This window comes from Erwinia typographi (assembly GCF_000773975.1).
GTDB classification, from domain to species: domain Bacteria; phylum Pseudomonadota; class Gammaproteobacteria; order Enterobacterales; family Enterobacteriaceae; genus Erwinia; species Erwinia typographi.
Genome location: NZ_JRUQ01000055.1, coordinates 19,287 through 38,493, shown reverse-complemented (window position 1 = coordinate 38,493; position 19,207 = coordinate 19,287). Strand labels below are relative to the sequence as shown.

Here is a 19,207-nt window from a genome sequence, read left to right as displayed (position 1 = left end):
TTTCAGGGCCATTTCCCGATGGCGGAAGGTTATTCAGGCAGCTGCAGGTACTGCCCCAGCCGTTCAAACTGCTGCGGCTGGGTCAAAAAGGGTATCTCACCCAGCATGGGGGCTGGCAAGCGCTGCTTAAGCGTCGCCAGATACTCGGCGTGACGTTTTCCCGGCGCTTGAATCCCATTGGCTATCCAGCCTGCCAGACGCAGCCCGCTGGCCTGCACGGCCTGAGCGGTCAGCATCGCATGGTTAATGCAGCCCAATTTCACCCCAACCACCAGCACCACCGGCAATTGCTCATGCCGCGCCCAGTCAGCAAAGGTGCTGCTCGCAGAAAGCGGCGTAAACCAGCCCCCCGCCCCTTCGGTTAGTACCCAGTCCGCCTGCTGCGTCAGCGCCGCCAGGCCTGCCGAGAGCCGCTCAAAGGTGATGGGCCTGCCCTCTTCGGCACTGATGATATGCGGTGACGTAGGCTCGGCAAAGGCCAGTGGATTGATGCTGTCATAAGGCAGCTTAAGCACGCTGTTCTTTTGCAGCGCCAGCGCGTCCTCATTGCGCAAACCTTCAGGCGTCATGTCACAGCCTGACGCGACCGGCTTGTAGCCCACGCAGCGGAATCCTGCTGCGCTGGCGGCCTGTAGCAGTGCCGTGCTGGCGACCGTCTTGCCAACCTCGGTGTCTGTTCCGGTAATAAACCAGCGTTTACTCACAGTGTATAACTCCATAAACCAGATGATAGCTGAGCAAATAGCCCCGCTGGTCCTGCGGCCAGCACTGCGCCAGCTGGTGCAGATGCCGCCTGCTGAGCAGACCGCCGCTGCGTCCCTGATGCAGATGCGTGGCGCCAATGCCCTTCAGCGACCGTAGGGCGCTGAGCACGTCAGGGAACCCCAGGGTCAGAGTTTGCTGCGTCAGGGTCAGCAGAAGATTTTCTCCCGCCTGCCGGATGGCTTCGGGCGGCAAAAAGCGGTTTACCGGCGCGGATAAATCCAGCGGTTTCCAGGCCTCGGCAAGCTCGTGTAAAGATCCGTCGGACAGCGTTGAAAACAGGATCTGACCGCCCGGCAGAGTCACCCGGTACAGTTCCGTCAGCGCCAGCCGCAGATCGCTGCACCATTGCACCGCAAGGTTGCTCCAGCACAGATCAAATTGCGGTTCTGTGAAGGGCAAGCCTTCAATGTCGCCATGCTGATAGCGATCGGCAGTGTCTGACGCCCGGGCCTGACTCAGCATTTCCGCTGACAAATCGAGGGCGGTGACGTGGTTCCCTGCGCTTCGCCAGCGCTGGCTAAACCAGCCCGGCCCGCAGCCAGCGTCCAGCACTCTCTGCCCCTGCTGCCTGCTGGCGTAGCCAGCCAGCGTTTCGCCGCAAAGGCGCTGTAACTCCGCATACTGATTGTAGCTCTGAGCTGCCCGGCCAAAGGCCTGAGCGATAGCCTGCTTATTGACGGCTTGCATGATGCAACCCCTCCAGCAACTGCTGAATATCGTCCGCTCGATGGGCCGCGCTCAGGGTGATCCGCAGCCTGGCGGTGCCTGGCGGCACGGTCGGCGGACGAATGGCGGTGACCCACAGCCCGCGCTGGCGCAGCGACTCCGCCAGCGCCAGCGCCTGATGCTCTTCGCCGACAATTAGCGGCTGGATCGCCGTGGCAGAGGGTAATAAGTCCAGTCCGAGCGCCTGAGCGCCCTCGCGAAAATGCGCGATATTGTTCTGTAGCCGCTGGCGAAGATCGTCGCCCTGCTGAATACGCAGCAACGCGGCCTGAAGGGCAAAAGCCTGAGCTGGCGGCATTGCCGTGCTGTAAATCAGGTGTCGGGCAAATTGCAGCAGATAGTCAGCCGTGGGCTGCTCGCAAAGGATCGCCGCGCCGCTGAGGCCAAAGGCCTTGCCGAAGGTCACTACCAGCAGTTCCGGCTTCACCTGCTGCTGCCAGCAGCTGCCCCGCCCCTGCTCGCCGGTGGTGCCGATACCGTGAGCATCGTCAACCATCAGCCAGCCGCCGTGAAGCTGCGACAGCTGATGGAGTTTGGCCAGCGGCGCGCTGTCGCCATCCATACTGAATACGCCTTCGGTGACGATCAGCGTTTCACCCTCTCCCGGGCTTGCCAGCAGTTTCTCCAGCGCCGCGGGCTGATTATGCGCGAAACGCCGCAGCGTAGCGGGACTCATCGCCGCCGCTTCCAGTAGCGACGCGTGGGCCAGTTTATCGGCGAAAATATGGTCGTTTTTCGCCAGCAGCGCGGCAATAACCGCCTGATTCGCCGCAAAGCCGGAAATAAATACCAGCGCGCGCGGATAGCCGAGCCAGTCAGCCAGCTGCTGCTCCAGCTCAGCCTGCGCCAGGTGATAACCGGTGACGTGTCCAGACCCTCCAGCCCCCACGCCATAGCGTTCGGCTCCCTGCTGCCAGGCGCTGACGATGTCAGGATCGCGGCTCAGTCCGAGATAATCGTTGGCCGAGAAATTCAGGTAACGCGATCCGCCGATTTGTAGCGTTCGCGCCTCGCTTTGCTCGTTGACACGACGCTGGCGAAACTGCCCTTTTTCCCGACGCGCGGCGAGCGCATCGTCGAGTCGTTGCTGCCAGCTCACTTACACGGCCGCGTTGTAGAATTGTTCGGTGTCAGCGGTGAGCAGTTGCCCAGCCAGCGCCTGCTGCTGCTCGTTGTCCCCGGTTTCCGTGGTGGTATGGCGAGGATTCAGCCCCAGCTTGCGGAACAGCTGCATATCTTTGTCTTCTTCCGGGTTTGGCGTAGTCAGCAGCTTGCAGCCATAGAAAATAGAGTTGGCACCGGCCATAAAGCACATCGCCTGGGTCTGCTCGCTCATCTGCTCACGCCCGGCGGAGAGACGAACGTGCGAGCCTGGCATCATGATGCGGGCCACGGCAATCGTGCGGATGAAATCAAACGGGTCCACGTCCTCGTTATCGGCAAGCGGCGTGCCTTTCACCTTAACCAGCATGTTGATCGGCACGCTTTCTGGCGGAGTGGGCAGGTTCGCCAGTTGCACCAGCAGGCCAGCGCGATCGTTGACGGTCTCCCCCAGACCCACAATGCCGCCGGAGCAGACTTTAATCCCGGCATCGCGCACTTTACCCAGCGTGTCCAGGCGCTCCTGATAGCTGCGGGTAGTGATAATGCTGCCGTAAAACTCCGGGGAGGTGTCGAGGTTATGGTTGTAATAATCCAGCCCGGCGCGCGCCAGACGCTGGGCCTGATCTTCGCTGAGCGTTCCCAGCGTCATACAGGTTTCCAGTCCCATCGCCCGCACACCTTTCACCATCTGCTCAAGGTAGGGCATATCGCGCTCGTGCGGATTTTTCCAGGCCGCGCCCATACAGAAACGGTCCGAACCTGCCGCCTTGGCTTTGCGCGCCGAGGTCAGCACCGCTTCCACTTCCATCAGGCGCTCGGAGGACAGCCCGGTTTTGTAGCGTGAACTTTGAGGGCAGTATTTACAGTCTTCCGGACAGGCGCCGGTTTTAATCGACAGCAGTGTGCTAACCTGTACCTGGCGAGGGTCAAAATGCTGACGGTGCACCTGCTGCGCCTCGAACATCAGCTCAAGAAAGGGTTTTTCGAACAGGGCATTAGCCTGCGAGAGAGTCCACTGAGTTGCCATTGCTTGCTCCAAAAAAAAGGTCGTTTTAGGGTCTTTGCCTGGTTATACTTGTAAACTAAATTTTTTGAATTTGGTTTACAAGTAATTTATGACGCCATCCGATCTTGCCTTTGACCGTGACCATATCTGGCATCCTTACACCTCAATGAGCCAGCCGCTACCGGTCTATCCGGTGGTTGCCGCTCAGGATACGTCCCTCCAGCTGGCCGATGGCCGCAGCCTGGTCGACGGCATGTCTTCCTGGTGGGCAGCGATTCATGGCTATAACCATCCCCGCCTGAACCGGGCGATGACGCAACAAATCGATCGGATGTCCCATGTGATGTTTGGTGGGATTACGCACCCCTCCGCCGTGGCGCTGTGTCGTAAGCTGGTTGAGATGACGCCGCAGGGGCTGGAGTGTGTGTTTCTGGCCGATTCAGGATCGGTGGCGGTTGAAGTTGCCATGAAGATGGCATTGCAGTACTGGCAGGCCAGGGGCGAACGCCGCCAGCGTTTTCTCACGCTGCGCAACGGCTATCATGGCGATACGTTTGCGGCCATGTCGGTGTGCGATCCGCAAAACTCCATGCACAGCCTCTATCAGGGCTATCTACCCAGCCATCTTTTCGCTCCGGCCCCAGCCTGTGGTTTTTCCGCAGAGTGGCAGGAACGTGACGTGGAGGAGTTTGAACGGCTGATCGGCAGTCATAACGGTGAGGTGGCGGCCGTCATCCTGGAGCCCATCGTCCAGGGTGCAGGAGGAATGCGTTTTTATCATCCAACTTACTTGCAGCGGGTTCGTGAACTGTGCGATCGCCACGGCATCCTGCTGATTGCCGATGAGATTGCCACCGGTTTTGGCCGTACGGGCAAGCTGTTTGCCTGCGAGCACGCCGGAATTTCCCCTGACATACTATGCGTGGGCAAGGCGCTGACCGGCGGCACCATGACGCTCTCCGCCACCCTCACCACCCGTGAGGTGGCCGACACCATCAGCAACGGCGAAGCGGGCTGCTTTATGCATGGTCCAACCTTTATGGGCAATCCGCTGGCCTGCGCCGTCGCCAGTGAAAGCCTGGCGATACTTCAGGAAAATCGCTGGCAGCAGCAGGTTCCGGCTATCGAGGCGCAGCTGAAAGCAGCACTGCTTCCGCTGCGCGAGCGGCCGGAAGTCGCCGATGCTCGCGTGCTGGGTGCGATCGGGGTGATTGAAACCCGACGTCCAGTCAGGATGGCAGAGCTTCAGGCCTTCTTTGTTGAGCGCGGAGTGTGGATACGTCCCTTCGGCAGGCTGATCTACCTGATGCCGCCTTATATTATTCAGGCGGAGGCGCTGGCTCAGCTTACCGATGCTATCGCCGGGGCCATTGAACGCCCTGAACTGTTTCTGCCTGAGTAAGTGCAGCGCGCTACCGCCAGGACCATTTTTTATCAGAGTGGCGAAGCCTCTTCGCCCGCTCTGGCTGCACATTTGCGAAGCGCCACAAAGCAGCAAGCCTGCTGATGCACTACTCTTTTACGGGGCAACATCTCGTAAAGGAGAAATTTTATGCCGCAAGATAAACAAACTAACCGCCGCATCGTGCTGGCCTCACGCCCGCACGGTGCGCCAACCGAAGCGAATTTCCGCCTTGAGAGCCAACACGTTCCAACGGCTGGTCAAGGCGAAGTTCTGCTTCGTACCGTCTGGCTATCGTTAGATCCCTATATGCGTGGTCGGATGAGCGACGCGCCATCCTACGTTGCGCCCGTCGGCGTCAATGAAGTGATGGGAGCCGGAACCGTAGCGATTGTCGAACAGTCAAATAATGAAAACTTCACGCCGGGGGACTGGGTCGTCAGCCAGAGCGGCTGGCAGGATTTCGCCGTATCAAACGGTAAAGATCTCTTCAAGCTGACCGGCCCGGTACTGAAACATCCCTCCTGGGCGCTTGGCCTGCTCGGTATGACCGGCTTCACGGCCTATATGGGCCTGCTGGATATCGGCACCCCCCAGCCAGGGGAAACCGTGGTGGTGGCAGCCGCGACCGGAGCCGTTGGCTCAATGGTTGGGCAAATCGCCAAGCTGAAAGGCTGCTATGTGGTGGGGATTGCCGGAGGCGAGGAGAAGTGCCGCTACGCTGAACAGGTGCTGGGCTTTGACCGCTGTCTTAATCACCGTGCGGCCGATCTGGCCGAAGCGCTCAAACGCTACTGCCGCGACGGGATAGATGTCTATTTCGAAAGCGTGGGGGGTAAAGTCTTTAGCGCCGTTCTGCCGCTGATGAATACCAAAGGACGTATCCCGGTGTGCGGGTTGATTGCAGACTATAACAGCACCGAATCCTCACCAGGGCCGGATCTTCTGCCCCAGTTCCAGAGCGCTATTTTACGCAAGCGTCTGCGGGTGGAGGGCTTCATCATCACCCAGGATTACGGCCATCGCTTTGGCGAATTTTTCAGTCAGATGAGCCAGTGGGTGGAACAGGATCGCTTCGTTTTCCGCGAGGACTGCATTGACGGACTGGATAACGCACCGGAAACCTTTATCGGAATGCTGGAAGGCCGCAACTTCGGTAAAGTCCTGATTCGGGTCGCTGGCGATAAACCCTGAAGGAGCCTGGCTAATGAAATTGCTTATGGTGCTGACCTCACACGCCCGTCTGGGCGAGACCGGCAAAAAAACGGGATTCTGGCTGGAAGAGTTTGCCGCCCCTTATTATATCTTCCGTGATGCCGGTATTAATGTGGTGCTGGCCTCGCCCGCGGGCGGGCAGCCTCCGCTCGATCCTAAAAGCGACGAGCCGGACGCCCAGTCGGCGGACACCGAACGCTTTCGCCAGGATATTGCTGCGCAGCAAGCGCTGGCAAACACTCAGCAGTTGGAGAATATCGACAGCACGCAGTTTGACGCGGTGTTTTATCCCGGAGGCCACGGCCCGCTGTGGGACCTGGCCGAAGAGCGGGTCAGCATCGATCTGATTGAAAACTTCTTTGCCAACGGCAAGCCAGTCGGCGCGGTGTGCCATGCTCCCGGCGTGTTACGCCATGTGAAAAAGCCTGACGGTACGCCGCTGGTTGCCGGAAAACGCGTGACTGGCTTCAGTAACAGCGAAGAGGCAGCCGTTGGGCTTACGGATGTGGTACCTTTTCTGGTTGAGGATGTGCTGAAGTCACTGGGCGCCGACTACGAGAAAACCGATGACTGGGGCGTTTTTGTCCTGACCGACGGCCATCTGGTGACAGGACAAAATCCGGCCTCCTCCGCAGCCGCAGCCGAAGAGCTGCTGAAACTGCTTCATCAATAATCACTTCAGGAGATGGAATGAAACTGTTTAGCCAGGATTTTAACGACGGCGATAAGCTTCCCGAACGCCAGGTATTCAACGGAATGGGATACAAGGGTGAGAATTTATCTCCCCATTTAGCCTGGGACGACGTGCCGCCGGGCACCAAAAGCTTCGTGATCACCTGTTACGATCCTGATGCGCCGACCGGATCAGGCTGGTGGCACTGGGGCGTGGCAAACCTGCCAGCGGACGCCCGCACCCTGCCAGAGGGCGCCGGGTCAGGCAAGGCTGAATTGCCCGCCGGCTCGGTACAAACCCGGACAGATTTTGGCAGCAGCGGCTACGGCGGCGCAGCACCGCCAGCTGGCGAAAGCCACCGCTATATTTTTACCGTGTATGCCATCGACGTGGAAAAGCTGGACGTCGATGAAAACGCCAGCGGCGCTTATCTCGGCTTTAACGTCCATTTCCATCAGTTGGGCAGCGCTTCGCTAACCGCGATGTACAGCTAAACGATCGAAAAGGGGCGATTTCTCGCCCCTTTTTTTGCGGAAAAAATCCAAACGGTTATAGCGGGTTAATCACTACCCACATCGGTCCCTGACCGACCGCATAGCGCGCCAGCGGCTGGAGTAACCCCTGCTCGCCAGTAATTTTATACACTTCAACGTGGTGCGACTTTTGCCCGGCGGCAACAAGGTAGCGACCGGTGCTGTCGATATTAAAGCCGCGCGGCTGAGTCTCCGTCGGCTGATGCCCTTCAAGCGTCAGCAGCCCGCCATCCTCACTGACGCTGAACACGCTGAGAATGCTGGCGGTGCGATCGCAGCTGTACAGATGGCGGCCGTCCGGCGTCAGGTGAATATCAGCCGCCCAGCGAGTCTCGCTGAAACCGGCAGGCATCATGTCCAGGCTCTGCACCCGCTCAACCTCTCCGTGGGCGTTCTTCAGGTTCCATACGTCTACGGTGCTGTCCAGCTCATTAATGCAGTAGGCGTACTGCTGATTAGGGTGGAACACCATATGACGTGGGCCTGCGCCCTCAACGGTGGTCACCTGCGACTGCTTATGCGGCAGCAGTTTGCCGCTCTGCTGGAGGTCAAACAGGCAGATACGATCCTGCTTCAGCGCCGGGACGAACAGCGTTTTGTTGCCGAAGTCGATATTAGCCGAGTGGCAGCCGTCCAGGCCGTTGATCACCTGAAGCGGCTCGCCCGGCAGGCCATCGGCACCAATCGGGCTGACGCTAACGCAGGCGTCGTTGTAAGAGCCAACAAAAATAAAGCGCCCCTGGCGATCGGTCGAAATATGGGTCGGGCTGCCTGGCAGCGAAGCGTGTCCGGCTTCCTTCAGCTTGCCTTCCTCATCAATGCGATAAGCGACAATGCGGAAATCGGGCCGCGCGCCGACGTAAAGAAAACGTTTGTCAGGACTGACCACCATCGGCTGAACCTGGCCAGGAGCATCCACTACCTGTAGCAGGGTTAGCGCACCGGTATCGGTCAGATCCCATACGTGGATCTGCTGGCTTTCGGGGCTGGCGGTATAAACAACCTGTTTCATGAATACTCCTTTTTCTGCATAAGCTGACCTGTGGCAAAGCGTAGCCTGTTTTTCTTTCCCACGACGGGGGATTTGTGACGGGTCATTTTGTTAACCCCGTCACAGGGTGTACACTCTCCGGTTCTCATTTAGCCACTTTCGGAACTGTGTATGAGTTATCGCGTCATTGCTTTGGACCTGGACGGCACCTTGTTAACGCCGGGAAAAACCATTCTTCCTGAGTCGCTGGAAGCCCTGAAAAAAGCCCGGCAGGCCGGTGTGAAGATCGCTATCGTCACCGGCCGTCATCATGTCGCCATCCACCCTTTTTATCAGGCGCTGGCGTTAGATACACCTGCAATCTGCTGTAATGGCACCTATTTGTATGATTATCAGGCAAAAAAGGTTCTTCAGGCCGATCCGCTCCCCACAGAGCAGGCGCTGCGGGTAATTGAAATGCTGGACGAAGCGGCGATTCATGGCCTGCTGTACGTCGACAATGCGATGCTTTACCAGACCGAAACCGGTCATGTCACCCGCTCCATCAACTGGGGCCTCTCTTTGCCTGAGCATCAGCGTCCGGTAATCAACAAGGTCGACAGCCTGGCCCAGGCCGCGCAACAAGCGGATTCTATCTGGAAGTTTGCCCTTTCCCATCCTGACACCCGCGCATTACAGCAGTTCGCTGAGCGAGTAGAAAACGATATGGGGCTGGCCTGCGAATGGTCGTGGCACGATCAGGTCGACATTGCCAAAGCGGGCAACAGCAAAGGCAAGCGTCTGGCACAGTGGGTGGCGTCGGAAGGCTATCAGATGAGCGACGTGCTGGCGTTTGGCGATAACTATAACGATCTGAGTATGCTGGAAACGGTCGGGCTTGGCGTGGCGATGGGTAATGCCGACGAGGCGATCAAAGCCCGTGCGGGCCGGGTTATCGGCACCAATCTTGAGCCGGGCATTGCCGAAACAATCTACCGCGAAGTGCTGTGAGTTGGCGCGATAATCGAAACGCTTTTAATCTGGGCATAGAGCCACATGCCTGGTTTAATCATCAACTCATCGCGTGCCCAGGGCGTGATGCGCGCCCACAGCTCGCTCTGTCCGACCATCAGCTTCACCTCGATCTGATCCTCTATTTCCAGCAGTTCCGCCACCTGCGCGGGAATAATGTTGCGAATGCTGCTGTTCACCGGCGGTTGCAGGATCAGCGAGACGTCGGCGGACTGAATACGCAGGCGCAGCGGCGTTTTCGCGGGCGCATCCACCCGGCTGACCCAGATATGCTGATCGCCCAGCGATAGCGCGGTCATCGCATAATGCGGATGCTGATCGAGCACCTGTACCCGCAGCACGCTGCTCTGCTCCGCACGCGGCAGCCAGGGACGCATTGCGCTACTTGCCCACACTTTCTCAACCGTGCCCAGCGCCTTCACGCGGCCGTTATCCAGCACCAGCACGTTGTCCGCCAGTTGCAAAATTTCATCCAGGCTGTGGCTGACGTACAGAATAGGGATTTCTACCGTCTTTGCCAGGGTTTGCAGGTAGGGCAACAGCTCACGCTTGCGCGGCAGATCCAGCGAGGCCAGCGGCTCATCCATCAGCAGAATTTCCGGCGCGGTCAGCAGCGCCCGGCCAATCGCCACGCGCTGTTTTTCACCGCCGGAAAGTGAGGCGGGGAAACGCGAAAGCAGCGACTCAATGCCCAGCAGCCGGACCAGAGTGTCGAACTCGGGCCGCAGGCTTTTCGCCATGCCATATTCCAGGTTGCCGCGCACGCGGTAGTGCGGGAACAGACGCGCGTCCTGAAATACGTAGCCAATGCGACGTTTCTCCGGCGCCAGATGCAAACCTTTCTCCGCGTCGCTCTGCACCCGCCCATTCAGCGTAATGCTGCCCTGCTGCGGTTTGGTTAGCCCGCCAATCGCGTTAATTAGCGAGGTTTTCCCAGCCCCGGAGACGCCAAAAATAGCGGTAATCCCCTTCGCCGGAAGCTGTGCGTTGAGGGTCAGCGTATGGTTGCCAAGCCGTTGGGTGAAGTTCAGTTCCAGCATTATATCCCCAGCCTTTTACGACCCCAGCGGGACAGCCATTCAGAAATCAGCAGCGACAAAAGCGCCAGCACGATGGCGATGACGCACAGACGCGCCGCCGCATTTTCTGCACCGGGCGTTTCAATCAGCGTATACATCGCCGAGGGCAACGTGCGGGTTTCGCCGGGAATATTTGAGACAAAAGTGATGGTGGCGCCAAACTCGCCCAGCGAACGGGCAAACGCCAGCACCGTGCCGGCAATAATGCCCGGAAGGGTCAGCGGCAGCGTGATGGTAAAGAACACTCGCCAGCGGCCGGCTCCCAGCGTGCGGGCCGCCAGCTCCAGCCTGCCGTCAACGCCCTCCAGCGCCAGCCGAATGGCTCTGACCATCAGCGGGAAGGCGATCACGGCGGAAGCCAGCGCGGCACCGCGCCAGCTGAAGGCGAAGGTAAAACCAAACCAGTCGTAAAGGTACGCCCCGATAAAGCCGCGACGGCCAAATCCAATCAGCAGTAAATAACCCACCACCACCGGCGGCAGCACCAGCGGCAGATGGATCAGGCTGTCTAACAGCGTTTTACCGGGGAAACGACAGCGAACCAGCACCCAGGCCATCAGGATCCCGAAGGGCAAACTGCAAAAAACCGCCACTGAGGAAACTTTCAGGCTCAGGGCAACAGCCTGCCATTCGGGGTCACTGAGGATCATTATTCAGGCGTGAATCCGTAACGTTTGAACACGGCCGCGGCTTCGGGCCCTTTCAGATAGTTATAGAAAGCGGTGACGGTGGCAGAATTACGATCTTTCACCATCGCCATAGGGTATTCGACCGGCTTGTGGCTCTCTTCCGGGAAGGTGCCGACAACGGTGACTTTTTTACTGGCTACCGCATCGGAACCGTAAACAATGCCGTAAGGGGCTTCGTTACGCTCCACCAGCGACAGGGCTACACGCACGCTGTTTCCCGGCGCCAGCTGCGAGGATAATGTATCCCAGGCGCCCAGATTTTGTAACGCTTCTTTCGCGTAGATACCGGCCGGGACATGATCGGGATCGCCGACCGACAGACGCTGCCCTTTCAGCAGGCTTTTCCAGTCGGTGCTTTTGGAAATCGTCACCTGCTGCGGGTGAGTCTCGGTCGGCGCGACCAGCACTAATTCATTCCCCAACAGCGTGAAGCGGCTGGCGTCATCGATGGTCTTTTTCTGCACGGCGTAGTCCATCCACTGCTGATCGGCAGAGATGAACAGATCGGCTGGCGCACCCTGCTCAATCTGACGCGCCAGAGTAGAGGAGGAGGCGAAGGAGGAGACGATCTGCACCTCTTTGCCTTTCTGGTACTGATCGCCAATTTCCTGTAGGGCATTGGTCAATGAGGCGGCCGCAAACACGGTAATCTTCTCAGCGGCCAGCGCATGGCCCGCGAAACTGGCGCTCAGCACGGCGCCGGCAAAGAAATAACGCAATTTAACAGACATGATGTTCTCCAGAGGGATCGTTATGTGGCTGATACTATAACGAGTTCAAAAACAGTGTCATGAAGTTTATCGTCAGGCGGGACAAGAAGTTGAGCTAACGCAAGAAAAAAACGCACGCCCGGCAGGCGCCGGGCGTATCAGGAGAGGTTACTGGCGATCTTTCGCCGGCTGGTCTTTCGAATGACCAATTTTCGAGATGATGTTGAACACTTCACCCAGGCCGTAAATCAGGCCAAGGATAATCGCCATGACCACCGGGACCATCAGGATCGCCTCACCCAGGCCGATCAGTAATTCCAGCATAAAAGCCTCGTTGCTGATGAAAAAAACCATTGTATCCACAGCGAAAAAAAGTGCACTGCCTTTATGTGCGTTTTACCTGTTTTTACGCTCGGGGCCGACAAAGGTGTACAATTTACCCAACCCTTTCCTTTCCCGGAGCGACGCATTATGCAGGCCGAACTTTCCCTGACCCTGAAACTACAGCAGCGGCTGTTTGCCGACCCAAGGCGCATTGAGCTGCTGAAGCAGGTTAAGCAAACCGGCTCGATCAGCCAGGGCGCCAGACTCGCCGGGATCAGCTACAAAAGCGCGTGGGATGCTATTAACGAGATGAATACGCTGGCCGACCGTACCCTGGTCGAGCGTGCGACCGGTGGTAAAGGCGGCGGCGGCGCGCAGGTCACGCCCTACGGCGAGCGGCTGATCCAACTGTTTGCGCTGATGGAGCAGATCCAGCAGAAAGCTTTTGACGTGTTGCAGGACGATGTTCCCCTGGGCAGCCTGCTGGGCGCGATTGCGCGCTTCTCGCTGCAAACCAGCGCCCGCAACCAGCTATTCGGCACCGTTATCGCCCGCGACGATCGGGCCGTGGTGCAACATGTCGAAGTGCTGCTGGCCGACGGCAGCACCCGGATTAAAGTGGCCCTGACCGAACAGAGCGCCAACCGCCTTGCGCTGACCAGCGGCAAAGAGGTGCTGGTGTTGATTAAGGCTCCCTGGATCGACGTCACCACCGCGTCCTCCAGCGCCGATAATCAGCTGAGCGGCACGCTCAGCAAAATTGAGCAGGGTGAAAGCCAGAGTGAAGTTCTGATCGCTCTGCCCGGCGGCGAGACGCTGTGTGCCACGCTGAGCAATGCGCGCGTGGCAGAGCAAAAATTGCAGCTGAATGCGCCGGTCACAGCACATTTTAATGCCGACAAGGTGATTATCGCCACGCTGCTCTGAATCGGATCGCGACATTTGACATCGGCTGCGTTGAGGATTAATAGTTTGGGTACAATGCATAAAATGGAATGAACAATGTCAACGTTGCATATTTCGCAAGGCACGTTTCACCTTAGCGCAAACCATACTCTGACCCTTGAGGCGTTATCACTCCAGGCAGGCGAAAGCTGGGCCTTTGTTGGCGCCAACGGCAGCGGTAAGTCGTCCCTGGCCCGCGCGCTGGCAGGCGAGCTGCAAAACGCCAAAGGCCAGGTGACCAGCAGCTTCGTCCGCCCTGCCCGCCTCTCGCTTGAACAGTTACAGAAGCTGGTGGCGGAGGAGTGGGAACGCAACAACACCGACCTGCTCAGCCCAGGCGAGGACGATACTGGCCGTACCACCGCCGAGATCGTGCAGGAAAATCACCAGGACGCCGCCCGTTGCCAGCAGTTGGCCGAGCTGTTTGGCATCACGCGGCTGCTGGATCGCCGCTTTAAATACCTGTCGACGGGCGAAACCCGTAAAACGCTGCTGTGCCAGACGTTAATGTCTCAGCCCGATCTGCTGGTGCTGGACGAGCCTTTTGACGGGCTTGACGTCGAATCTCGCGCCAACCTTGCGGAGGTACTGGCCGGACTTCACCAGCAAAACTGCACGGTAGTGCTGGTACTGAACCGTTTTGATGATATTCCGGAATTTATCGATCGGGTTGGCGTGCTGGCAGACTGCACGCTGACCCACGTTGGCCCGCGCAAGGCGATCCTGGCCGAGGCCTTAGTCGCCCAGCTGGCGCACAGCGAGCAGCTGGCGGGCATGACGCTGCCGGAGTCGGATGACCCGGCGGCAAAACCGCAGCCAGAACCTGGGGCTGCGCTGATCGTGCTGCGCAACGGCAGGGTTTCTTATAACGACAGGCCGATCCTCAATGACCTGAGCTGGGAAGTGCATCCAGGCCAGCACTGGCAGATTGTCGGCCCTAACGGCGCGGGGAAATCCACCCTGCTGAGCCTGGTGACCGGCGACCATCCGCAGGGATACAGCAACGACCTGACGCTGTTTGGCCGCCGCCGCGGCAGCGGAGAGACGATCTGGGACATCAAGCAGCATATCGGCTACGTCAGCAGCAGCCTGCATCTGGACTATCGCGTCAGCAGCAGCGTTCGTAACGTCATTCTCTCCGGCTATTTCGACTCCATCGGCATTTATCAGGCCGTTTCCGATCGCCAGCAGGCGCTGGCCGGGCAGTGGCTGAAGCTACTGGGCATGGAGAGGATGGCGGATGCGCCATTCCACGGCCTTTCCTGGGGGCAACAGCGTCTGGTGCTGATTGCCCGCGCGCTGGTGAAGCATCCGACGCTGCTGATTCTGGATGAGCCGCTACAGGGACTGGACCCGATCAACCGTCTGCTGGTACGCCGCTTTGTCGATGTGCTGATTAGCGAGGGAGAAACCCAGCTGCTGTTTGTGTCGCACCATGCTGAAGACGCACCGCAATGTATTACCCATCGCCTGACTTTTGTGCCAGCAGGCGACAGCTATCGCTACCAGCTTGATGCTCTTGCCTGAGCGCCAGCCATCACCTTCAGCGCAGAGATCGCTGCGCCGTAGCCCGGCCCGTCAGCCACAGAGTATGGCTGACAGCGGACCTTCTTTGCGCGCGCCAGACGTAATGTAACCGTTACCACCAATACCCCGCTCCCGCCACAACCCCATCGATTAATTTAGCGGTTTTACTGAGAGTTCGGATTATTCAAGTTGTGTAAACGATTCCATTTATCCAAACTTGATCACGCTTTATTCCTCCGCTCTGTGCTATTTTTCTGACAGGCTATCGACGCATAAAGAAGGTTATCAGGACTCAACATGCAAAAATTTAATCCGGTCGATCATCCGCATCGCCGCTATAACCCACTGTCCGATCAGTGGATTTTGGTGTCTCCTCACCGCGCCAAACGCCCGTGGCAGGGTGCGCAGGAAGCTGCCTCTCAGGAAAAACTGCCTGCTCACGACCCGGATTGCTTCCTGTGTCCTGGCAATACTCGCGTCACCGGCGATAAAAATCCCGACTACACCAGCACCTATGTCTTCACCAATGACTTCGCCGCGCTGATGAGCGACACGCCGGATGCGCCGGAAAGTGACGATATCCTGATGCGTTGCGAAAGCGCACGCGGCACCAGCCGGGTGATCTGCTTCTCTCCCGATCACAGCAAAACGCTGCCTGAGCTGACGCTCTCCGGCCTTGAACAGGTAGTCAGAACCTGGCAGGAACAGACCGCCGATCTGGGACAGCACTATCTCTGGGTGCAGGTTTTTGAAAACAAAGGCGCGGCCATGGGCTGTTCTAACCCGCATCCCCACGGCCAGGTCTGGGCCAACAGCTTCCTGCCGAACGAAGCCAAACGCGAAGATGATTTGCAGCGTGCTTATTTTGTCCGGCACGGTTCGCCGATGCTGGTGGACTACACCGCACGCGAAGTGCAGGATGGCAGCCGGAGCGTAGTCGACACCGAACACTGGCTGGCCGTGGTGCCCTGGTGGGCCGCATGGCCTTTCGAAACGCTGCTGCTGCCAAAGGCGCACATCAAACGCCTGACCGATCTGACCGATGCCCAGCGAAGCGATCTGGCGCTGGCGCTGAAAAAACTAACCAGCCGCTATGACAACCTGTTCCAGTGCTCCTTCCCGTATTCAATGGGCTGGCACGGCGCGCCGTTCAACGGTGAGGCCAACGACCACTGGCAGCTGCACGCCCACTTCTACCCGCCGCTACTGCGTTCCGCTTCGGTGCGTAAATTTATGGTTGGCTATGAAATGCTGGCCGAGACCCAGCGCGATTTAACAGCGGAACAGGCAGCCGAGCGCCTGCGTTCCGTCAGTGATATTCATTTCCGCGAGACGGGAGCATAACAATGACTTTACAGACCTCTACCCATAAGATTTTCAACGAAAAATTTGGCTACGCCGCTGACCATACGATTCAGGCGCCGGGCCGGGTGAATTTAATCGGCGAACACACCGATTACAACGATGGTTTCGTGCTGCCCTGCGCTATCGACTATCAGACGGTAATTGCCTGCGCTAAGCGTGACGATCGCCAGGTGCGCGTGATTGCCGCCGATTACGAAAACCAGCAGGATATCTTCTCGCTGGACGAGCCGATTGCACCGCATAAAGATCAGCAGTGGTCGAACTATGTTCGCGGCGTGGTAAAACATCTGCTAAAGCGCGACAGTACGTTTGGCGGCGTAGATATGGTGATTGCCGGTGACGTGCCGCAGGGTGCGGGCCTCAGTTCTTCCGCCTCGCTGGAAGTGGCGGTCGGCACCGTTTTCCAGCAGCTTTATGGACTAAAATTAGACGGTGCGGAAATTGCCGTTAACGGCCAGGAAGCGGAAAACCAGTTCGTTGGCTGTAACTGCGGCATTATGGATCAGCTGATTTCCGCGTTGGGCAAAAAAGATCACGCCATGCTGCTGGACTGCCGCACGCTGAGTACTCGCCCGGTTCCCATGCCGGAAGACATTGCCGTGGTAATTATTAACTCCAACTTCCGTCGCAACCTGGTGGGCAGCGAGTATAACGTTCGCCGCGAACAGTGCGAGGCGGGGGCGAAATTCTTTGGTAAAACGTCACTGCGTGATGTCGGGCTGGAGCAGTTCAGCGATGCCGAAAGCAAGCTGGACCCCATCGTTGCCAAACGCGTGCGCCACGTACTGACGGAAAATGCCCGCACGCTCGAAGCCGCCGACGTGTTAGCCAAAGGCGATTTAGCGCGACTGGCGGTGCTGATGGCGGAATCTCACGCCTCCATGCGTGATGACTTTGAAATCACCGTACCGCCCGTCGATACGCTGGTGGAGATTGTTAAAGAGACGCTTGGCGACCGTGGCGGTGTACGCATGACCGGCGGCGGCTTCGGCGGCTGCATCGTGGCGCTGATGCCGCTGGATCTGGTCGACAGCGTGCAGGCTGCCGTCGCGCAGCAGTACCAGGCGAAGTCCGGCATCAAAGAAACCTTTTACGTCTGCAAAGCTTCGGCGGGAGCGGGTCAATGCTAACAGAACAGACTTCCCATGCGCCAGATGGCCTGCCGTGGCATATCACCACGCTGCGTAACGCGGGCGGCATGGTGGTAACCTTTATGGACTGGGGGGCGACCTGGCTCTCCGCTCGCGTGCCGATGAAAGACGGCCATGTGCGGGAGGCGCTGCTCGGCTGCGCCACCCCATCTGATTATCTACACCAGTCTGCCTACCTGGGCGCCACCGTCGGCCGCTATGCCAACCGTATTGCGAACGCTACCTTTAGCGCCGGGGAGAAAACCTTCAGCGTGGCGGCCAATCAGGGGCCGCATCAGCTTCACGGCGGTCCGGAAGGGTTTAATAACCGCCGCTGGCAGATCGTTCGCCAGGCGGAACAGGAAGTGGAATACCGGCTGGACTCGCCGGATGGCGATCAGGGCTATCCGGGCAACCTGCTGGTTACCTTGCTCTACCGGCTTGAAGACGACAACACGCTGTCGATCCACTATCACGCCAGCACCGACCAGGCCTGTCCGGTGAACCTGACAAACCATGCTTACTTCAATCTTGACGCTCAGCATGGCGATGCGCGCGGTCATAAATTACAACTGAATGCCGATCGCTACCTGCCAGTTGACAGCAGCGGCATCCCTGATGCCGATCTCAAGGCCGTTGCGGGCACCAGCTTTGACTTCCGCCAGCCGAAAACGGTGGCGAAGGAGTTTCTGCAGGATGACGATCAGCGCGCGGTGAAGGGCTATGATCATGCCTTCCTGCTGAACGGGGGCGATGAGCAGAAACCGGCCGCCGAGCTGTGGTCAGCGGATGGAAAGCTGAAGCTCAGCGTGTTTACCTCCGCCCCGGCGCTGCAATTTTACTCAGGCAATTATCTTCAGGGTACCCCAGCCCGCGAGCAGGGCGTCTATACTGCCTTTCAGGGGATCGCACTGGAAAGCGAGTTCTTACCCGACTCGCCGAATCACCCCGAGTGGCCGCAGCCTGACTGCTGGCTTAAACCAGGTGAATCGTATCAGTCGGTCACGCGCTATCGCCTGACGGCGGTTTGATTCAGCGCATGAAAAACGCGCATCAAAGACGCCGCAGGCTTACGCGCTGCGCAGATTTCCGCTATGGTAATGGCCTATAAAATTGCCGCCAGGGTGTTACGGGCAATTTGCGGTTTACCATTATCATAGAAACGTCAGATTATTAAGGAGTTAAGCTATGGCTGTAACTAAGCTGGTTCTGGTACGTCACGGCGAAAGCCAGTGGAATAATGAAAACCGCTTTACCGGTTGGTACGATGTTGACCTGTCCGATAAAGGCCGTACCGAAGCGAAAGCCGCAGGTCAGCTGCTGAAAAAAGAAGGCTTTACCTTCGATTTCGCTTATACCTCCGTGCTGAAACGTGCCATTCACACTCTGTGGAACATCCTCGACGAGGTGGATCAGGTCTGGCTGCCGGTGGAAAAATCCTGGCGCCTGAACGAGCGTCACTACGGTGCGCTACAGGGTCTGGATAAAGCCGAAACGGCTCAGAAATACGGTGACGATCAGGTGAAACAGTGGCGTCGCGGCTTCGCGGTTACCCCGCCAGAACTGGATCGCGCCGATGAGCGTTTCCCTGGCCACGACCCGCGCTATGCGTCACTGACCGCTGAGCAGCTGCCAACCACCGAGAGCCTGGCGCTGACTATCGATCGCGTGCTGCCTTACTGGAACGAGTCCATCCTGCCGCGGATGAAAAGCGGCGAGAAAGTGATCATTGCCGCCCACGGCAACTCCCTGCGCGCGCTGGTGAAATACCTGGACAACATGAGCGAAGACGAGATCCTTGAACTGAACATCCCTACCGGCGTGCCGCTGGTGTATGAGTTCGACGAAAACTTCAAGCCAGTCAAACATTACTATCTGGGTGATGCTGACGAGATCGCGGCGAAAGCGGCGGCCGTAGCTAACCAGGGCAAAGCGAAGTAATTCGCTCGCCTTCCATTTGAAGGCAACTGAACGCTGAGCATAAAAAAATCCGCCTTTCGGCGGATTTTTTT

At 58.3% G+C, this 19,207-nt stretch carries 20 protein-coding genes; 11 read left to right on the top strand and 9 right to left on the bottom strand.

Annotated features, from left to right (window positions below):
• Positions 1–29: 29 nt before the first annotated feature.
• The 4 genes from bioD to bioB are packed head-to-tail and all read right to left on the bottom strand — an operon-like array spanning position 30 to position 3,622.
• Positions 30–704 carry a dethiobiotin synthase gene (gene bioD, locus NG99_RS19030; RefSeq protein ID WP_198138810.1) on the bottom strand — a complete coding sequence of 225 codons (675 nt, stop codon included), beginning with the start codon at positions 702–704 and terminating at the stop codon, positions 30–32.
• Positions 697–1,455, bottom strand: coding sequence for a malonyl-ACP O-methyltransferase BioC (bioC, locus tag NG99_RS19025; protein WP_034896397.1), 759 nt, complete (start codon positions 1,453–1,455; stop codon positions 697–699). The genes bioD and bioC overlap by 8 nt, the downstream gene beginning before the upstream one ends.
• Positions 1,436–2,590 (bottom strand): 8-amino-7-oxononanoate synthase, encoded by a 1,155-nt coding sequence (gene bioF, locus NG99_RS19020; RefSeq protein ID WP_034896394.1) that lies wholly within the window; start codon positions 2,588–2,590, stop codon positions 1,436–1,438. The genes bioC and bioF overlap by 20 nt, the downstream gene beginning before the upstream one ends.
• Positions 2,591–3,622, bottom strand: coding sequence for a biotin synthase BioB (gene bioB / locus NG99_RS19015; RefSeq protein ID WP_034896391.1), 1,032 nt, complete (start codon positions 3,620–3,622; stop codon positions 2,591–2,593).
• Between the two features lie 88 nt (positions 3,623–3,710).
• Between bioB and bioA the strand changes: the two genes are divergently transcribed.
• The 4 genes from bioA (at position 3,711) to NG99_RS18995 (ending at position 7,385) form a co-directional block, all read left to right on the top strand.
• Positions 3,711–5,003, top strand: a complete 1,293-nt coding sequence (bioA, locus tag NG99_RS19010) for an adenosylmethionine--8-amino-7-oxononanoate transaminase (RefSeq protein ID WP_034896387.1) — start codon at positions 3,711–3,713, stop codon at positions 5,001–5,003.
• A gap of 150 nt (positions 5,004–5,153) precedes the next feature.
• On the top strand, positions 5,154–6,197 hold the full coding sequence (locus NG99_RS19005) for an NADP-dependent oxidoreductase (protein ID WP_034896383.1): 1,044 nt from the start codon (positions 5,154–5,156) through the stop codon (positions 6,195–6,197).
• A 13-nt stretch (positions 6,198–6,210) separates the two neighbouring features.
• On the top strand, positions 6,211–6,891 hold the full coding sequence (locus tag NG99_RS19000; protein ID WP_034896380.1) for a type 1 glutamine amidotransferase domain-containing protein: 681 nt from the start codon (positions 6,211–6,213) through the stop codon (positions 6,889–6,891).
• A gap of 17 nt (positions 6,892–6,908) precedes the next feature.
• On the top strand, positions 6,909–7,385 hold the full coding sequence (locus NG99_RS18995; protein WP_034896378.1) for a kinase inhibitor: 477 nt from the start codon (positions 6,909–6,911) through the stop codon (positions 7,383–7,385).
• Positions 7,386–7,440: 55 nt separating this feature from the next.
• Here the strand turns inward: NG99_RS18995 and pgl are convergent, their stop codons facing one another.
• Positions 7,441–8,436: a 6-phosphogluconolactonase gene (pgl, locus tag NG99_RS18990; RefSeq protein ID WP_034896375.1), complete on the bottom strand. Its 996-nt coding sequence runs from the start codon at positions 8,434–8,436 to the stop codon at positions 7,441–7,443.
• Positions 8,437–8,586: 150 nt separating this feature from the next.
• On the opposite strand from pgl, the gene NG99_RS18985 reads away from it, so the two are divergent.
• Complete coding sequence (locus NG99_RS18985) at positions 8,587–9,405, top strand: pyridoxal phosphatase (RefSeq protein ID WP_034896372.1); 819 nt, start codon at positions 8,587–8,589, stop codon at positions 9,403–9,405.
• On the opposite strand, the gene modC is transcribed toward NG99_RS18985, so the two are convergent.
• The 4 genes from modC to NG99_RS18965 all read right to left on the bottom strand — a co-directional run bounded on the left by modC (position 9,387) and on the right by NG99_RS18965 (position 12,228).
• Positions 9,387–10,466: a molybdenum ABC transporter ATP-binding protein ModC gene (gene modC / locus NG99_RS18980; protein ID WP_034896370.1), complete on the bottom strand. Its 1,080-nt coding sequence runs from the start codon at positions 10,464–10,466 to the stop codon at positions 9,387–9,389. The two genes, NG99_RS18985 and modC, sit on opposite strands and share 19 nt — an antisense overlap.
• Positions 10,466–11,155, bottom strand: coding sequence for a molybdate ABC transporter permease subunit (gene modB, locus NG99_RS18975; RefSeq protein ID WP_034896366.1), 690 nt, complete (start codon positions 11,153–11,155; stop codon positions 10,466–10,468). The genes modC and modB overlap by 1 nt, the downstream gene beginning before the upstream one ends.
• Positions 11,155–11,925, bottom strand: a complete 771-nt coding sequence (modA, locus tag NG99_RS18970) for a molybdate ABC transporter substrate-binding protein (protein WP_034896363.1) — start codon at positions 11,923–11,925, stop codon at positions 11,155–11,157. Before modA ends, modB begins: the two co-directional genes overlap by 1 nt.
• Positions 11,926–12,072: 147 nt before the next feature.
• Positions 12,073–12,228 carry an AcrZ family multidrug efflux pump-associated protein gene (locus NG99_RS18965; RefSeq protein ID WP_034896675.1) on the bottom strand — a complete coding sequence of 52 codons (156 nt, stop codon included), beginning with the start codon at positions 12,226–12,228 and terminating at the stop codon, positions 12,073–12,075.
• Between the two features lie 147 nt (positions 12,229–12,375).
• Here NG99_RS18965 and modE point away from each other — a divergent pair, with 147 nt between their 5' ends.
• The 6 genes from modE to gpmA all read left to right on the top strand — a co-directional run bounded on the left by modE (position 12,376) and on the right by gpmA (position 19,136).
• Positions 12,376–13,155: a molybdenum-dependent transcriptional regulator gene (gene modE / locus NG99_RS18960; RefSeq protein WP_034896362.1), complete on the top strand. Its 780-nt coding sequence runs from the start codon at positions 12,376–12,378 to the stop codon at positions 13,153–13,155.
• Between the two features lie 75 nt (positions 13,156–13,230).
• Positions 13,231–14,700 carry a molybdate ABC transporter ATP-binding protein ModF gene (gene modF / locus NG99_RS18955; RefSeq protein WP_034896361.1) on the top strand — a complete coding sequence of 490 codons (1,470 nt, stop codon included), beginning with the start codon at positions 13,231–13,233 and terminating at the stop codon, positions 14,698–14,700.
• 297 nt (positions 14,701–14,997) lie between these two features.
• Positions 14,998–16,044: a galactose-1-phosphate uridylyltransferase gene (gene galT, locus NG99_RS18950; protein ID WP_034896360.1), complete on the top strand. Its 1,047-nt coding sequence runs from the start codon at positions 14,998–15,000 to the stop codon at positions 16,042–16,044.
• A 2-nt stretch (positions 16,045–16,046) separates the two neighbouring features.
• On the top strand, positions 16,047–17,195 hold the full coding sequence (gene galK, locus NG99_RS18945; RefSeq protein WP_034896358.1) for a galactokinase: 1,149 nt from the start codon (positions 16,047–16,049) through the stop codon (positions 17,193–17,195).
• Positions 17,189–18,226 carry a galactose-1-epimerase gene (galM, locus tag NG99_RS18940; RefSeq protein WP_034896357.1) on the top strand — a complete coding sequence of 346 codons (1,038 nt, stop codon included), beginning with the start codon at positions 17,189–17,191 and terminating at the stop codon, positions 18,224–18,226. The genes galK and galM overlap by 7 nt, the downstream gene beginning before the upstream one ends.
• A 157-nt stretch (positions 18,227–18,383) precedes the next feature.
• On the top strand, positions 18,384–19,136 hold the full coding sequence (gpmA, locus tag NG99_RS18935) for a 2,3-diphosphoglycerate-dependent phosphoglycerate mutase (RefSeq protein ID WP_034896355.1): 753 nt from the start codon (positions 18,384–18,386) through the stop codon (positions 19,134–19,136).
• Positions 19,137–19,207: the final 71 nt, after the last annotated feature.

Excerpts from the sequence above, each read along its gene's own strand:
- bioB (WP_034896391.1), bottom strand. The coding sequence starts at position 3,622 with ATGGCAACTCAGTGGACTCTCTCGCAGGCTAATGCCCTGTTCGAAAAA.
- bioA (WP_034896387.1), top strand. The coding sequence starts at position 3,711 with ATGACGCCATCCGATCTTGCCTTTGACCGTGACCATATCTGGCATCCT.
- NG99_RS19005 (WP_034896383.1), top strand. The coding sequence starts at position 5,154 with ATGCCGCAAGATAAACAAACTAACCGCCGCATCGTGCTGGCCTCACGC.
- NG99_RS19000 (WP_034896380.1), top strand. The coding sequence starts at position 6,211 with ATGAAATTGCTTATGGTGCTGACCTCACACGCCCGTCTGGGCGAGACC.
- NG99_RS18995 (WP_034896378.1), top strand. The coding sequence starts at position 6,909 with ATGAAACTGTTTAGCCAGGATTTTAACGACGGCGATAAGCTTCCCGAA.
- pgl (WP_034896375.1), bottom strand. The coding sequence starts at position 8,436 with ATGAAACAGGTTGTTTATACCGCCAGCCCCGAAAGCCAGCAGATCCAC.
- NG99_RS18985 (WP_034896372.1), top strand. The coding sequence starts at position 8,587 with ATGAGTTATCGCGTCATTGCTTTGGACCTGGACGGCACCTTGTTAACG.
- modC (WP_034896370.1), bottom strand. The coding sequence starts at position 10,466 with ATGCTGGAACTGAACTTCACCCAACGGCTTGGCAACCATACGCTGACC.
- modB (WP_034896366.1), bottom strand. The coding sequence starts at position 11,155 with ATGATCCTCAGTGACCCCGAATGGCAGGCTGTTGCCCTGAGCCTGAAA.
- modA (WP_034896363.1), bottom strand. The coding sequence starts at position 11,925 with ATGTCTGTTAAATTGCGTTATTTCTTTGCCGGCGCCGTGCTGAGCGCC.
- NG99_RS18965 (WP_034896675.1), bottom strand. The coding sequence starts at position 12,228 with ATGCTGGAATTACTGATCGGCCTGGGTGAGGCGATCCTGATGGTCCCG.
- modE (WP_034896362.1), top strand. The coding sequence starts at position 12,376 with ATGCAGGCCGAACTTTCCCTGACCCTGAAACTACAGCAGCGGCTGTTT.
- modF (WP_034896361.1), top strand. The coding sequence starts at position 13,231 with ATGTCAACGTTGCATATTTCGCAAGGCACGTTTCACCTTAGCGCAAAC.
- galT (WP_034896360.1), top strand. The coding sequence starts at position 14,998 with ATGCAAAAATTTAATCCGGTCGATCATCCGCATCGCCGCTATAACCCA.
- galK (WP_034896358.1), top strand. The coding sequence starts at position 16,047 with ATGACTTTACAGACCTCTACCCATAAGATTTTCAACGAAAAATTTGGC.
- galM (WP_034896357.1), top strand. The coding sequence starts at position 17,189 with ATGCTAACAGAACAGACTTCCCATGCGCCAGATGGCCTGCCGTGGCAT.
- gpmA (WP_034896355.1), top strand. The coding sequence starts at position 18,384 with ATGGCTGTAACTAAGCTGGTTCTGGTACGTCACGGCGAAAGCCAGTGG.